13 protein-coding genes and 1 pseudogene are annotated in these 14,286 nt (G+C 74.1%); 2 read left to right on the forward strand and 12 right to left on the reverse strand.

Annotated elements, in window-relative coordinates:
• The 10 genes from NH602_RS18930 to NH602_RS18975 all read right to left on the reverse strand — a co-directional run.
• On the reverse strand, window positions 1-1,520 hold a 1,520-nt coding region (locus NH602_RS18930), incomplete at its 3' end, for an NADH-quinone oxidoreductase subunit G (RefSeq protein WP_253068497.1).
• Entirely contained in the window at window positions 1,517-2,866 is a 1,350-nt protein-coding gene (gene nuoF / locus NH602_RS18935; protein WP_073576539.1) for an NADH-quinone oxidoreductase subunit NuoF, read from the reverse strand. The genes nuoF and NH602_RS18930, both read right to left, overlap by 4 nt.
• A 4-nt stretch (window positions 2,867-2,870) precedes the next feature.
• Window positions 2,871-3,638 (reverse strand): NADH-quinone oxidoreductase subunit NuoE, encoded by a 768-nt coding sequence (gene nuoE, locus NH602_RS18940; protein ID WP_073576540.1) that lies wholly within the window; start codon window positions 3,636-3,638, stop codon window positions 2,871-2,873.
• Entirely contained in the window at window positions 3,635-4,990 is a 1,356-nt protein-coding gene (locus tag NH602_RS18945; protein ID WP_073576541.1) for an NADH-quinone oxidoreductase subunit D, read from the reverse strand. The genes nuoE and NH602_RS18945 overlap by 4 nt, the downstream gene beginning before the upstream one ends.
• Window positions 4,987-5,847: an NADH-quinone oxidoreductase subunit C gene (locus NH602_RS18950; protein ID WP_374210206.1), complete on the reverse strand. Its 861-nt coding sequence runs from the start codon at window positions 5,845-5,847 to the stop codon at window positions 4,987-4,989. The genes NH602_RS18945 and NH602_RS18950 overlap by 4 nt, the downstream gene beginning before the upstream one ends.
• Window positions 5,844-6,551, reverse strand: coding sequence for an NADH-quinone oxidoreductase subunit B family protein (locus NH602_RS18955; protein ID WP_100878769.1), 708 nt, complete (start codon window positions 6,549-6,551; stop codon window positions 5,844-5,846). Before NH602_RS18955 ends, NH602_RS18950 begins: the two co-directional genes overlap by 4 nt.
• 7 nt (window positions 6,552-6,558) lie before the next feature.
• On the reverse strand, window positions 6,559-6,924 hold the full coding sequence (locus tag NH602_RS18960) for an NADH-quinone oxidoreductase subunit A (RefSeq protein ID WP_062397987.1): 366 nt from the start codon (window positions 6,922-6,924) through the stop codon (window positions 6,559-6,561).
• A 696-nt stretch (window positions 6,925-7,620) separates the two neighbouring features.
• On the reverse strand, window positions 7,621-8,313 hold the full coding sequence (locus NH602_RS18965) for a demethylmenaquinone methyltransferase (protein WP_062403809.1): 693 nt from the start codon (window positions 8,311-8,313) through the stop codon (window positions 7,621-7,623).
• 29 nt (window positions 8,314-8,342) lie between these two features.
• On the reverse strand, window positions 8,343-8,954 hold the full coding sequence (locus tag NH602_RS18970) for a hypothetical protein (RefSeq protein WP_253068498.1): 612 nt from the start codon (window positions 8,952-8,954) through the stop codon (window positions 8,343-8,345).
• A 177-nt stretch (window positions 8,955-9,131) separates the two neighbouring features.
• Complete coding sequence (locus tag NH602_RS18975) at window positions 9,132-10,292, reverse strand: glycosyltransferase family 1 protein (RefSeq protein ID WP_073576543.1); 1,161 nt, start codon at window positions 10,290-10,292, stop codon at window positions 9,132-9,134.
• A 167-nt stretch (window positions 10,293-10,459) separates the two neighbouring features.
• On the opposite strand from NH602_RS18975, the gene NH602_RS18980 reads away from it, so the two are divergent.
• Window positions 10,460-11,302: an inositol monophosphatase family protein gene (locus tag NH602_RS18980; protein ID WP_253068499.1), complete on the forward strand. Its 843-nt coding sequence runs from the start codon at window positions 10,460-10,462 to the stop codon at window positions 11,300-11,302.
• Window positions 11,303-11,349: 47 nt separating this feature from the next.
• Here NH602_RS18980 and NH602_RS18985 read toward each other — a convergent pair whose 3' ends face one another.
• Complete coding sequence (locus NH602_RS18985; protein ID WP_139282884.1) at window positions 11,350-11,844, reverse strand: DUF3592 domain-containing protein; 495 nt, start codon at window positions 11,842-11,844, stop codon at window positions 11,350-11,352.
• Window positions 11,845-11,940: 96 nt separating this feature from the next.
• Between NH602_RS18985 and NH602_RS18990 the strand changes: the two genes are divergently transcribed.
• Entirely contained in the window at window positions 11,941-13,197 is a 1,257-nt protein-coding gene (locus NH602_RS18990; protein ID WP_253068500.1) for an isochorismate synthase MenF, read from the forward strand.
• Window positions 13,198-13,278: 81 nt separating this feature from the next.
• On the opposite strand, the pseudogene NH602_RS18995 reads toward NH602_RS18990, so the two are convergent.
• Window positions 13,279-14,286: pseudogene (locus NH602_RS18995) on the reverse strand (2-succinyl-5-enolpyruvyl-6-hydroxy-3-cyclohexene-1-carboxylic-acid synthase); the annotation flags it as partial.

Below are 14,286 nucleotides of genomic sequence, written 5' to 3' on the forward strand. Positions count from 1 at the left end.
ATCGCCGCACCGGTGCGGGCGGCGAGCGCGGACACCGCCGAGTACAGGCCCGGCGACTCCGCGGCCCGGTCCCCCACCAGGATCACCGCGCCCGGCTGCTCCAGCGCGGCGACGACGTCGGCGCCCGGGTCGGCGACGACCGCGGCCTCCGCACCGGGCACCGCGTGCAGCACGGTGGCGCCGGTCTTCTCGGCGCCGTAGCTGGTGAACGGGCCGACCTGGAAGTGGCGCAGCCCGCGCTTCCGGTACGCCTTGCGCAGGCGGAGGAAGACGATGCCCGACTCCTCCTCGGGGTCGGTGCCGGCGGTGAGCACCGCCGGGGCGTTCTCGACCCGCTCGAACGTCACCGAGTCCTCGACCGTCCCGCCGGCGACGTGCGCGGCGAGGAACTCCAGCTCCTCCCCCGAGTGCGGGCGGGCGCGGAAGTCGATGTCGTTGGTGCCGGCGACGACGCGGGCGAACTTGGCGTAGGCGTAGGCGTCCTCGACGGTCAGCCGTCCCCCGGGCAGGACGCCGATACCGCCTCCGGCACGGGCCGCGAGCAGCCCGTCCGCGGCGACCTGCAGCGCCTCGGTCCAGGAGGCCTCCTCCAGCGTGCCGTCCGCGCGCCGGACCAGCGGCCGCGTGATGCGGCCCTGGCTACCGGTGTAGCGGAACGCGAACCGGCCCTTGTCGCAGAGCCACTCCTCGTTGACCTCCGGGTCGTTGCCCGCCAGGCGGCGCAGCACGGTCCCGCGACGGGAGTCGGTACGCGAGGCGCAGCCGGAGCTGCAGTGCTCGCACACGCCCGGGGTCGAGCGCAGGTCGAACGGGCGCGACCGGAACCGGTACGCGGCGCTGGTCAGTGCGCCGACCGGACAGATCTGGATCGTGTTGCCGGAGAAGTAGGACTGGAACGGCTGGTCCTCGGCGATCCCGATCTGCTGGTTCGCGCCGCGTTCGAGCAGATCGATGAACGGGTCGCCGGCGATCTCCTCGGAGAACCGGGTGCAGCGCTGGCAGAGCACGCAGCGCTCGCGGTCGAGCAGCACCTGGCTGGAGATCGGCAGCGGCTTCGGGAAGGTGCGCTTGGTCTCGACGAAGCGGGAGTCCGACCGGCCGTGCGCCATCGCCTGGTTCTGCAGCGGGCACTCGCCGCCCTTGTCGCAGATCGGGCAGTCCAGCGGGTGGTTGATGAGCAGCAGCTCCATGACACCCTGCTGCGCCTTGTCGGCCCGCTCGGAGGTGTGCTGGGTCTTCACCACCATCCCGTCGGCGACGGTCATGGTGCAGCTGGCCTGCGGCTTCGGCATCGGCCGGCCGCCCATCTCCACCTCGACCAGGCACTGGCGGCAGGCGCCCGCCGGGTCGAGGAGCGGGTGGTCGCAGAACCGCGGGATCACGATGCCGAGGCGCTCGCAGGTGCGGATCAGCAGCTCGCCCTTGGGGGCGTCGACGACCTGGCCGTCGATGGTGAGGCGGACGTGCCCCTCGGGGACGGGTGTGTCCTCGGTGGCGTTCCGCTCCGGTGTGAGGGTCATGCGCTCGCTCCGGTGAGTGCGGCCAGCTGCTCCGGGCGCTCGACGTCCGGCTGGTCGGCGATCAGGTCCAGGAACTCCTGGCGGAAGTACTTCACGGCGCTGGTGATCGGGCTCGTCGCGCCGTCGCCGAGGGCGCAGAAGGAACGGCCGAGGATGTTGTCGCAGACGTCGACCAGGGTGTCGATGTCGGTCGAGGTGCCCTCGCCGCGCACCATCCGCTGCAGCACCTGGACCAGCCAGTACGTGCCCTCGCGGCACGGGGTGCACTTGCCGCAGCTCTCGTGCTTGTAGAACTCGGTCCACTTCATGACCGCCCACGGCACCGAGACGGTCTCGTTGAAGACCTGCACCGCGGTCGTCCCCAGCATGGAGCCGGCCTCGGCCGCGCCCTCGAAGTCCAGCGGGACGTCGAGGTGCTCGGCGGTGAACAGCGGTGTCGACGAGCCGCCCGGGGTCCAGAACTTCAGCGGGATCCCGTCCTTCATCCCGCCGGCGAGCTCCAGGAGCTCCCGCAGCGTGATGCCCAGCGGCGCCTCGTACTGGCCGGGACGCTCGACGTGCCCGGAGACCGAGTAGATCTTCGGGCCGGGCGACTTCTCGCGCCCCATCGAGCGGAACCAGGCCGCCCCGCCGTTGACGATGGCGGGGACGCTGGCGATGGTCTCGACGTTGTTGACGACCGTCGGGCAGGCGTAGAGCCCGGCGGTCGCCGGGAACGGCGGCTTGAGCCGGGGTTGACCGCGACGGCCCTCGAGCGAGTCGAGCAGCGCCGTCTCCTCGCCGCAGATGTAGGCGCCCGCACCGGCGTGCACCACGATCTCCAGGTCGAACCCGGAGCCGAGGATGTCGCGGCCGAGGTAGCCCTTCGCCTTCGCCTCGCGGACGGCGGCACGCAGCCTGCGGATGCAGTGCAGCGCCTCGCCGCGGACGTAGATCGCGCAGAAGTTGGCGCGGATCGCGTAGCTGGTGACGATGCAGCCCTCGATGAGCGCGTGCGGGTCGGCCATCATCGTCGGGATGTCCTTGCAGGTACCCGGCTCGCCCTCGTCGGCGTTGATGACCAGGTACTTCGGCTTCGCGCCGGGGCCGGTGCCGCTGCCGTCGTCCTGCGGGATGAACCCCCACTTCATGCCGGTGGGGAACCCGGCACCGCCGCGGCCGCGCAGCCCGGAGTCCTTCACCAACTGGATGAGCTGGTCGGGGTGGGCGGCGAACGCGGTACGCAGGGAGGTGTAGCCCTCCAGCTGCTCGTAGGTGTCGATCGACCAGGACCGCGGCGACAGCCAGCGCCTGGTCAGGACGGGCGTGATCGGGTCCGGCTTGCGCACAGGCTCTGTGGTGCTCATGCGATCACTTCTTCTCCGGTAGCGCGGGCATCGCCGGCGGCTCGTCGGGCAGCGCCGGGGCGGTCCAGCCGTTCTCCTGCGCCATCCGGGCCCCGCGCACCGACTCGATCGCACCGGACGGGCCCTCGACGCGGGCGGTCGTGTCGACGCCTCCGGCGTCGTCGGTGAACCCGGCCAGCTCCAGCTCGACGGTCCGCAGATCGGTCAGCGGCGCCCCGCGGGTCGGCTGCGGGCGCTCGCCGCGACGCAGGGCGTCGACGAGTTCCACCGCGGACTCGACGGTCTGGTTGTCGAAGTACTCGTAGTTGACCTGCAGCACCGGGGCGAGGTCGCAGGCCGCGAGGCACTCGGCGTGCTCGAGGGTGACCGAGCCGGTGCTGCCGGGCTCCCCCGCCGTCTCCTCGTGGCCCAGCGGACGGTCCTCGGTACCCAGCTGGGTGCGCAGGCGGGCGTAGATGTCGTCGCCGCCCAGCGCCGCGCACAGCGTGTTGGTGCACACGCTGACCAGGTGCTCGCCGCACGGGGTGCGCTTGTACATCGTGTAGAACGTCGCGACCGCCGACACCTCGGCGGTGGTCAGCTCCAGCGCCTCCGCGCAGTAGCGGATGCCGTCGGGGCTGACGTACCCCTCGACCGACTGGACCAGGTGCAGCAGCGGCAGCAGCGCCGACCGGGGCTCCGGGTAGAGGGAGATGATCTCCGTGGTGCGCTGCCGGGTCAGCTCGTCGAACACCGGCGAGACGGGGCTCTTCTCCTGCGGGGGGACCGTCATCGGTCGCAACCTCCCATCACGGGATCGATCGAGGCGACGGCCGCGATGACGTCGGCGACCTGGCCGCCCTCGCTCATCGCGGGCATCGTCTGCAGGTTCACGAAGCTGGGGTCCCGGACGTGGATGCGGACCGGGCGGGTGCCGCCGTCGGACACGGCGTGCACCGCGAGCTCGCCGCGCGGGGACTCGACGGCCGCGTAGGCCTGCCCCGGCGGGACGTGGAAACCCTCGGTGACCAGCTTGAAGTGGTGGATCAGCGACTCCATCGACTGACCCATGATCTTGCGGACGTGCTCGAGGGTGTTGCCCATGCCGTCGCTGCCGACCGACAGCTGCGCCGGCCAGGCGACCTTCGGGTCGTCGACCATGACGCGGCCCGGGCCGAGCTCGTCGAGCTTCGTCACCGCCTGCTCCATGATCTTGAGCGACTCGTGGATCTCGGCGACGCGCATCCGGTAGCGGGCGAAGCAGTCGGCCTCGGTGGCCGTCGGGACCTCGAAGTCGTACTGGTCGTAGACCGAGTACGGCATGTGCTTGCGCAGGTCCCAGGCCAGACCCGCCGAGCGCAGGATCGGGCCGGACGCGCCGAGGGCCAGGCAGCCGTCGACGGGCAGGTAGCCGACGCCCTCCAGGCGCTGGCGCCAGATCGGCTGCCCGGTGAGCAGCCGGTCGTAGTCCGGCAGCCGGGAGTTCATGACCTTCAGGAAGTCGCGGACCTTGTCCTGCCACCCCTCGGGCATGTCCTGGGCGAGGCCGCCGGGCCGGATGAACGCGTGGTTCATCCGCAGGCCGGTGAGGAACTCCAGTAGGTGGAGCACCTCCTCGCGCTCGCGGAAGCCGGAGGTCATGCCGGTCAGTGCGCCCAGCTCCATGCCGCCGGTCGCCAGCGCGACCAGGTGCGAACCGATCCGGTTCAGCTCCCAGAGCAGCACCCGCAGGTGCTCGGCCCGCTGCGGGACCTCGACGCCGAGCAGCTTCTCGACGGCCATGCAGTAGGCGCCCTCGTTGAACAGCGGGGCCAGGTAGTCCGCGCGGGTCACGAAGGTGACGCCCTGGGTCCAGGTCCGGTACTCGCAGTTCTTCTCGATACCGGTGTGCAGATAGCCGATGACCGCGCGGCCCTGGGTGACGGTCTCGCCCTCCAGCTCCAGGACCAGGCGCAGCACCCCGTGCGTCGACGGGTGCTGCGGGCCCATGTTGATGACGATGCGGTCGTCGTGCTCGACCTCGAGCAGGTCGTCCCAGTCGCCGCCGGTGACGGTGTAGACCGTGCCCTCGGTGGTCTCCCGGCCGGGCGCGGCGTACGGGTCGGCGGTGGCGTCGGCGGTGGTGGGGTCGGCGTCAGTCGTCACGAGTAGGCCCTCCGCTCATCGGGCGGGGGGATCTCCGCGCCCTTGTACTCCACGGGGATGCCGCCCAGCGGGTAGCTCTTGCGCTGGGGGTGGCCGTCCCAGTCGTCCGGCATGAGGATCCGGGTCAGCGCCGGGTGGCCGTCGAAGACGACGCCGTACATGTCCCAGGTCTCGCGCTCGTGCCAGTCGGCCGTCGGGTAGACGTCGACGACGCTCATGACGTGCGGGTTCTCGATGTCGAGCGCGACCTCCAGGCGCACCCGGCGCCGATAGGTCATCGACAGCAGGTGGTAGACGACGTGCAGCGGCCGGTCGACCGGAGCGCCGTCCGGCGCCGAGTAGTCCACACCGGACACGCCGGAGCAGAACTCGAAGCGCAGGCCCGGGTCGTCGCGCAGGGTGCGGGCGACCTCGTGCAGGCGGGCGGGCTCGACGTAGAGGGTCATCTCGTCGCGGTCGATCGTGACCTGCTCGATCGCAGCGCGCGGGATGCCGCGCTCGTCGAGGGCCGCGCCGAGCTCGTCGGCGAACTCGTCGAACCAGCCGCCGAAGGGCCGCTCGGCCGGGGCCGGGGCCCAGCCCTGCAGGCGCAGGCCGCCGTAGCCGGAGGTGTCGCCGGAGCCGCGGACGCCGAACATGCCCGAGCGCGTACGGGTCTCGGTCATCCTCTGCGCGGGGCGGGCGCCGCCCAACGCGTCGGAGGGGGTGGCCGCGTCCCCGGGAGCGGCCAGGTCGCCGGGGGCCTCGCCGCCCGCCATCCGCTGCTCCTCGGCAGCGGCGCCGCTCTCCTGCGACGACGAGTGCGCACCGCCGGTGGGCTCGGACCCGTCCTTGGAGGTGCCGGTCGGCTCGGTCACTTCGCGTCACCTCCGCGGGCCGCGTCGGCCAGCGACGGCAGCTCCAGGGTCTCCCCCGGCGCGAGCGCGTTCGGGGCCGGCCTGGGCTGCGAGCCCGGCTCCAGGTAGTTCGGTACGTCGGGGGTGTGCGTGGTCTTCAGCGCACCGAGCTGCTTGTGCTTCGGCGCGTACTTGACCGACGACGGCACCATCGGCGTGCGGTACCCGGACTCGGCGAGCTCGGCGGCCCGCTTCGGGCCGAGCGGCTCGTCCATGATCTTGGCGTGGATCTTCAGGATCGCGTCGATCAGCATCTCCGGCCGCGGCGGGCAGCCGGGCAGGTACATGTCGACCGGGACGACGTGGTCCACGCCCTGGACGATCGCGTAGTTGTTGAACATGCCACCGGAGCTGGCGCACACGCCCATCGCGAGCACCCAGCGCGGCTCGGGCATCTGGTCGTAGATCTGGCGCAGGACCGGCGCCATCTTGTTGCTCACGCGGCCCGCGACGATCATCAGGTCCGCCTGGCGCGGCGAGGCCCGGAAGACCTCCATGCCGAACCGGGCGAGGTCGTAGCGCGGGGCGCCGGTGGTCATCATCTCGATGGCGCAGCAGGCCAGGCCGAACGTGGCAGGCCAGAGCGACGACTTCCGGGTCCAGTTGACCAGTTTCTCCACATTGGTCAGCAGGACGCCGCTGGGCAGGTTCTCCTCGAGTCCCATGACGGCCTCAGCTCCACTCGAGCCCGCCGCGACGCCATTCGTAGGCGTACGCGAAGGCGATCGTGGCGATGTAGAGCGTGATGGCCACGAACCCGAAGACGCCGACCGCATCGGCGACGACGGCGTACGGGTACATGAACACCAGCTCGATGTCGAACAGGATGAACAGCATCGCCGTGAGGTAGTAGGCGACCGGCACGCGACCGCCGCCGACGACCGGCTGCGGCGAGGGCTCGATGCCGCACTCGTAGGAGTCCAGCTTGGCCCGGTTGAACCGGCGCGGACCGATCAACGGCGCGGAGGCGACCGAGAACACCGCGAAACCCGCCGCCAACACGAACAGCAGGACGAGCGGGAGATAGGGATCGAGCATTCCTACACCTTCGTTGTCGCGGCGCCACCGTCGTTGGTGGTGATCGACGAGCCGGTCGCGGCGACCCTATGTCCGGTCCCCTGTGACCAAGAACCCAGGCGAGCCTTACCTGTGACGGGGTGCGGATCACATGTGATCCGCATCCGTGCAGGTCGGCGCGCTCCGGGTCGCGTGTCTCCCACCACCCTTGTGAAAAAGTTCACGAACTGCGCGAGCAGTGTAGGACGACGCCGCCGTGATCGCGTGGGCGGATCGGGCGACGACGCGGGAGTCCTTGCGGCGCAACGCGCTTCGACGCACGGTCAATGGGTGGTGACGGCTGGTGCCGGGGTGCGCATCGCGGCGTCGACCCCTCGCGCAGCCGACCCCGCAGTCGACCCGCAGTCGACCTCCCAGGCAGTCGGCCACCGACCACCGGGCGCAGGGTGACCGACCGCCACAGCGCCGACCGCTGCACCGCTGATCGCCGTGTGGCATGAGGGGCGCGACCCCGGACCCTCCCTTCTCCGAATCCGCTTACTCGGTAAGCGAATTCCGAGAAGGGACCACGTCGTCGTGTGGTGATGCCGGGCCCGGCGCAGGAAGACCGCACACGTGCAGCGCGTGCGGCTCCGCCACGGCGTCGGCCCCTGTGGCACAGGCCGCCTCCGCAGGGCCCGTCCACGAGGACCCGTGGCGGGACGGGGCGGCGGGGGCTCAGGCCGGCTTGTACGCCCGGTGCAGCGCGACGGCGCCGAAGGTCAGGTTCCGCCAGGCGGGGCGCTCCCAGCCGGCGTCGGCGATCTTCCCGGCGAGTGCGGGCTGGTCGGGCCAGTCCCGGATCGACTCGGCCAGGTACAGGTAGGCCTCGGGGTTGGAGGAGACCGTCCGGGCGATCGCCGGGAGGGCGTGGCCGAGCACCGCGTTCTGGTAGAGCACGCGGAAGGGGGCCCAGGTCGGCGTCGAGAACTCGCAGACCACCAGGCGGCCGCCGGGGCGGGTCACGCGGGCCATCTCACGCAGGCCGGCGACGGTGTCGTTCACGTTGCGCAGGCCGAAGGAGATGGTGACGGCGTCGAAGCTGCCGTCGGCGAAGGGCAGGTGCAGCGCGTCGGCGGCGGCCTTCGGGACGTCGCGGCGGGCGCCCGCACGCAGCATGCCGAGGGAGAAGTCCGCAGCGACGCACCAGGCGCCGTCCTTCGCCAGCTCGACGGTCGAGACCGCGGTCCCCGCGGCGAGGTCGAGGACCTTCTCGCCCGGGCGCAGGCCGAGGGCCCGGCGGGTCTGGATCCGCCAGTAGCGGTCCTGCCCGCCCGACAGCGCGGTGTTGGTCAGGTCGTAGCGCCGGGCGACGCCGTCGAACATGCGGGCGACGTCGGTCGGGTTCTTGTCGAGCTCGGCGCGGGACACGGGCACAGCCTACCGACCCGGCGGCCGGCTCACCGCTGTCCGAACCGCTGTCCGAACCGCTGTCCGAACCGCTGTCCGAACTGCTCGCGCAGCACCTCACGCAGGCCGCTCAGGTAGTCGGCGCGGACCCGGGCGGCGACGCCCGCCCACTCGGCCGACGGCGTGCTGACGCCGTTGCCGTCGCCGGTGAAGGCGCCCATGCCGTGCAGGGCGATCCAGCGGTGGTCGTAGTCGTACGGCGCCGCCCGGTCCCAGGCGACGGCGCGGACCGCGGCCCGGCGGACCCGGGCCGGGTCGGCGAAGGCCCACCGGTTCACCGGCTCGCCGAACCGGTCGCGCAGCACGGCCAGCGCCTGGGCGGCGGTGGTGTCGGTGCAGCGGCAGGCGTCGTAGCGGGCCCGCAGCTGGCCCGCGTAGAACCAGCGGGCGGCGTCGGGCATCGCGCCGTCGGCGACGAGGTTCTCCGACAGCGCGAACAGCACCGGCGGCATCTGCCGGTGCGGGGCGTCGAGGACCTCGGCACGGGCGGCGGCACGGGCCGCGGGCGCGGGGTCGAGCAGCCGGGACATCAGGCGGACGGTGGCGGAGGTGTCGACCGTGGCGAGCTCACCACGGGGCGCGACGACGACGGTGCGGCTCATGGGACCACCGTCGCCGCCGGGCCGCGGTCACGGATCCGCACGACTACGCAGGCACCCTCCCCGGCCGCGTCGGCCCGGCCGGGCAACGGCCCGACCAGGCGGGGGTCCGGTCGGGCGGAGGTCCGGTCGGGCGGGGGTCCGGCAGGGCGGGGGTCCGGCAGGGCGGCGGCGGGCCGGTCAGGCCGCGAGGCGCTCCGGGGCCGCGGCGCGGAGCACGTCGCCGTAGTGAGCGAGCAGCTCGTCGCCGACCGCGGTCCAGGTGCGGCGCAGCACCGACTGGCGGGCGGCCAGGCCGAACTCCCGGTTGCGCTGCGGCTCGCACAGTGCGGCGACCGCCCCGACCAGCTCGCGGTCGGCGGCGTCGGTGGCCGGGTCGCCGGGCTCCCCGCCGTCGGGGCGGGGTGCCACGAGGTAACCGGTGCGGTCGGGCAGCACGAGGTCGCGCGGGCCGCCCGCGTCGGGCGCGACCACCGGGACGCCCGAGGCGAGTGCCTCCTGCACGGCCTGGCAGAACGTCTCGGCCTGGCCGGTGTGGACGAACACGTCGAGGCTGGCGTAGATCTGCGCGAGTTCGTCGCCGCCGCGGTGCCCGAGGAACGCCGCCGAGGGCAGCCGCTCGCGCAGCCCGTCGGCGCTGGGGCCGTCGCCGACGACGACCAGCCGCGTCCCGGGCAGCTCCCCCAGCACGGCGAGCCGCTCGACCTGCTTCTCCGGGGCGAGGCGGCCGACGAAGCCGACGAGCCGCTCGCCGTTCGGGGCGAGCCGGCCGCGCAGTGCGTCGCTGCGCCTGGACGGGGTGAACCGGCGGGTGTCGACGCCGCGCGCCCACTGGTGCACCCGCGGGACGCCGCGCTCGCGCAGGGCCCCGGTCGCCCAGCTCGACGGCGCGAGGGTCCGGTCGGCCAGGCCGTGCAGCCGGCAGGTCCAGCGCCACGCGGCCCGCGCGGTCAGTCCGAGCCCGTACGCGGAGGCGAACCCGGCGACGTCGGTCTGGTAGATCGCGACCGTCGGCACGCCGAGGCGCCGCGCCGCCGCCAGCCCCCGCGCCCCGACGACGAACGGCGCCGCCAGGTGCACCACGTCCGGCCGGAACCGGCGCAACGCGGTCAGGATCCGCCTGCTGGGCACCCCGACCGGCATCGAGTTCACCACCGGCAGCTCGACGGCCGGGATCCGCACGACCGGGATCCCCTCGTGGGAGTCCGGCTCCCCGGTGCCCGGCGCGATCACCACGACGTCGTGACCCCCTGCCCGCAGGTGCTCGCACACCCGCAGCACCGAGTTCGTGACGCCGTTGACCACCGGCAGGAAGCATTCCGAGACGATTGCGACGCGCACGGCCGGAACGGTGACGGGGGCGGGACAGCGGGCCGGGTCCCTGGCGTGATCAACCACCCAACCCTGGGCGAACATCGGGTGGGCGGATCACGAGTTGGCACGTCCGGCACAAGGTGGACACCCGCACGTCGTCGCCGGGACATCACCCGCCCGGACACTCGGGTCGCATGACGGCCGTGCCCCACACCCCGCCACACACGGCGCCACCCCCGGTGCCGTCCCCCCGGCCGGTGGACCCGGCGCTGCTCTCCCGCGCGCTCGAGACCGCGGGCCGGCTGGCCAACGACGCCGCCGAGGTGATCACCGCGACGCTGGGTCGCGAGCACACCGGATCGCTCGACGCGTCGGCCAAGGCCAACCCGTTCGACTGGGTCACCGACACCGACCGCACCCTGGAGCGGCACACCCGCCGGGTACTGGCCGCGGAGTTCCCCGGCTGCCCGGTCGTCGGCGAGGAGTTCGGCGCCGACGCCGGTGCCGACACCGCACCGCTGCGCTGGGTCGTCGACCCGGTCGACGGGACCGCGAACTACGTCGCGGGCCTGCCCTGGTGCGCCTACAGCCTGGCCCTGGTCGACGGCGACGGCCCGGCCGTGGGTGTCGTCGCCGACCCGGGCCGTGGGCAGATCTACGCCGCCGCCCGCGGGCGCGGCTTCCGGGCCAACGGCGTGCCGGTGCCGTCGCGGCGCCCCGCCCGGGTCGCCGGGTCGCTGATCTGCGCCGAGGACCCCGACCCCGGGTTCGTCGAACGCGCCCGCGCCGCGCACGTCGGCGTGCGGGTGCTCGGCTCGGCCGCGCTGGCGATCACCCAGGTCGCGCTGGGCAACGCCGTCGCCGCGGTGCTGACCCGCTACCACGAGTGGGACATCGCCGGGGCGCTCTGCCTGGCCACCGAGGCCGGCGCGCTGGTGCTGGGCCGCGACGGCCGGTCGACGCCGCTGCCCGAGGGCGGGCTGCTCGTCGCCGCACCGCAGGTCGCCGCCGAGGTCGGGGCGCTCTGGCGGGGCTGAGCCCGGTGCGGGGCGGCGCGGTCCGGTGCGGTCCGGCCCGGGCGCCGTCAGACGGTGCCGGTGCGGGCCCGGCGGCGGCGCAGCCACACGTACAGCGGCCCGAGGAGCACCCAGCCGCCCGCGATCAGCCCGGCGACCGGGAGGATCCCGTCGACGGCGGTGCGGCCCGCGACGCGCACGTGCGTCGGGTCGGCGGTGTCGTACTCGACGTAGATGTTCTCGCCCGGGGTGAGCCCGACCGGGTAGGAGATGCCCGCGGCCGGGGTCTGCAGCCGGCCCTCGTCGTCGACGAACCTGACCAGGGTGCGCCAGTAGTCCGAGCCGTCGAGGACGGTCGCGGCGGTGGTGCCGCGGTTGCCGTCGATCGCCGCGTCCTCCAGGAACGCACCGCCCAGGGCCACCAGCGCGACCAGCGTCCACGCCAGTGCGACGGCCAGGACGATCTCGGGCAGGTGGTACCGCGTCCGGCCGATGAGACGGGCCGCGACGGCCGAGGTCTCGGTCAGCACATCGCCGGTGGGACGGCCGCTCGGACTGGTCACGGGACCCGATTCTAGGAGCGCTCCGGCACCCGGGTGTGTCCGGTGCCTCCCACCCTGGCGCCCGCCCCGGCCGAGGAAGTTGCCTACTCTCGAAGGGTGACCGTCGCACCGGCCAGCACCGCGTTGCGCGTCCGGACACGCCCGCTGCGGCTCGACGGGCGGCTGCTGGACGTGCTGCCCGCCGACGCCGGGACGCTGTCCTGGGTGCGCGACGGCGAGGGCGTGGTCGGCTGGGGCGAGGTCGCGCGGTTCACCGCGTCGGGACCCGAGCGCTTCGCCGAGGCCGACCGCTGGTGGCGCCGCGTGGTCGACCGGCTCGACGCCGGCGCCGGCTACGACGACGTCCGCCTCCCCGGTACCGGCGCCCTCGCGTTCGCCTCGTTCACCTTCGCCGACGGCTGCCCGGGCTCGGTGCTCGTCGTGCCGCAGGTGATCGTCGGGCGGCGCGGGCACCGCGCCTGGATCACCGAGATCACCCCCGCCGACGCCCCGGAGACCCCGGGCAGGCTGCCGGTCCCGTCGCCGGTGCGCCCGAGCGGACGGCTGCGCTACGCCGACGGCCAGGTGTCCGCGCACCGGTACCGGGCCGCCGTCGCAGCGGCGGTCGGGCGGATGCGCGACGGGGAGCTGGAGAAGGTGGTGCTCGCGCACGACCTGCTCGCCGTCGCCGACCGCCCGCTGGACCCCCGGTTCCTGCTCCGCGGGCTCGCCCGGCGCTACCCGACGTGCTGGAGCTACGCCGTCGACGGCCTGGTCGGCGCCACCCCCGAGCTGCTGTTGCGGCTGCGTGGGCGGACCGTGGAGTCGCGGGTGCTGGCGGGCACGATGTGGCCCGGCTCCGGACCCGACGGCGACACCGCGGGCGCGCTGATCGGCTCGTCGAAGGACCGCCGCGAGCACGCCTACGCCGTGGACTCCCTCGCCGCGTCGCTGCGCCCGCTGGTGGCCGAGCTGCACGTGCCGGACGCGCCGTCGGTGCTGACCCTGCCGAACGTGTCGCACCTGTCCAGCGACGTGCACGCCCGCCTCGACCCGGCCCGGCCCGCGTCGCTGCTGACGCTGATCGGGGCGGTGCACCCGACGGCCGCCGTGGGCGGCACCCCGACCCCGGACGCGACGGCGCTGATCTCCGAGATCGAGGGTCTCGACCGCGGCCGCTACGCGGGCCCGGTCGGCTGGGTCGACGCCGAGGGCGCGGGCGAGATGGGCATCGCGCTGCGCTGCGCCGAGCTGCAGGGACGCACGGCGCGGCTGTTCGCCGGATGCGGGATCGTCGCCGACTCCGAGCCCGACGGCGAGGTGCGCGAGGCCGCCGCCAAGATGCGCGCGGTCCGCGAGTCCCTGGAGGGCTGAGCCCGGCACGGTCCGGACGGACGCCGTGTCCGCCGGGGCGTCCGCACCACCTGCCGCGGCGCGGACGCGGGCGGGACCGGCTCAGTCCAGCGCCGCGGCGACCACCCGGCGGAGCTCGGCGTGCGCGTCGCGCAGCCCGGCACGGTGCGCCGCGACCCGGACCAGCCGACGTCCCGAGCCGGGGCGGGCCGCGAGTTCGCCCGCGTCGCCGCCCCAGTCGGTCGCCCGCCAGCCCGCCGCCCGGGCCAGGGCCACGAGGTCGACGCCGGTCGGCGTGCCGAAGATGCGCTCGAAGGCGTGGGCGTGCGACGGACCGCCCTGTTCGAGCAGGTGGAAGATGCCGCCGCCGTCGTCGTCGAGGACGGTGACGGTCAGGTCCGGGGACGGCTCCCCCGGGCCGACGACCAGTCCGGTGGTGTCGTGCAGCAGCGTGAGGTCGCCGAGCAGCAGCGCCGTCGGGCCCGGGTGGGCGAGCGCGGCGCCGAGGGCGGTCGACACCGTCCCGTCGATGCCCGCGACCCCGCGGTTCGACCGCACGGTGAGCCCGGAGCGGGGCACGGCGGCGAGCGCGACGTCGCGTACCGGGTTCGACGAGCCGAGGACGAGCTGGCCGCCGTCGGGCTGGGCGGCGACGAGGTCGCGGGCCAGCCGCAGGCCGGGTGCGCCGGCGGCGGTGCCGTCGTCGAGCGCGGTGTCGAGGGACGTGGCCGCGGCCCGGTCCGCGTCGCGCCAGGACCGTACCCAGTCCTCGGGCGGGGACAGCGCGGGCAGCGCACCGACGGCCCGGACCGTGCCGGCGACGTCGGTCCACGGGGCGCCGTCCGGACCGGGGTCGGCGAACACCGCCACCGACGGGTCGGCGAGCAGCGCGGCGACGCCCCGGTGCAGGGTGGGCCTGCCGAGCACGACGATCTGGGTGGGGCGCAGCTCCGGCCGGTCGAGCAGCCACGGCGCGGTGCGCAGCGCGTGCGCCCACCAGCACGACGACGGCTCCGCGACCAGTGGGGCCCCGCCGAGCAGGCCGGGGTCCGCGGCGGGCCCGCCCGCCCCGGCGACGACGAGCGTGCGCGCCCCCGGGTCGAGCTCCAG

This window comes from Pseudonocardia sp. McavD-2-B, from assembly GCF_024124365.1.
In the GTDB taxonomy this organism is placed as follows: Bacteria; Actinomycetota; Actinomycetes; order Mycobacteriales; family Pseudonocardiaceae; genus Pseudonocardia; species Pseudonocardia alni.

Bases quoted from the DNA above. Each gene is read 5' to 3' on its own strand.
- nuoF (WP_073576539.1), bottom strand. From the start codon at position 2,866: ATGAGCACCACAGAGCCTGTGCGCAAGCCGGACCCGATCACGCCCGTC.
- nuoE (WP_073576540.1), bottom strand. From the start codon at position 3,638: ATGACGGTCCCCCCGCAGGAGAAGAGCCCCGTCTCGCCGGTGTTCGAC.
- NH602_RS18980 (WP_253068499.1), top strand. From the start codon at position 10,460: ATGACGGCCGTGCCCCACACCCCGCCACACACGGCGCCACCCCCGGTG.
- NH602_RS18960 (WP_062397987.1), bottom strand. From the start codon at position 6,924: ATGCTCGATCCCTATCTCCCGCTCGTCCTGCTGTTCGTGTTGGCGGCG.
- NH602_RS18955 (WP_100878769.1), bottom strand. From the start codon at position 6,551: ATGGGACTCGAGGAGAACCTGCCCAGCGGCGTCCTGCTGACCAATGTG.
- NH602_RS18970 (WP_253068498.1), bottom strand. From the start codon at position 8,954: ATGAGCCGCACCGTCGTCGTCGCGCCCCGTGGTGAGCTCGCCACGGTC.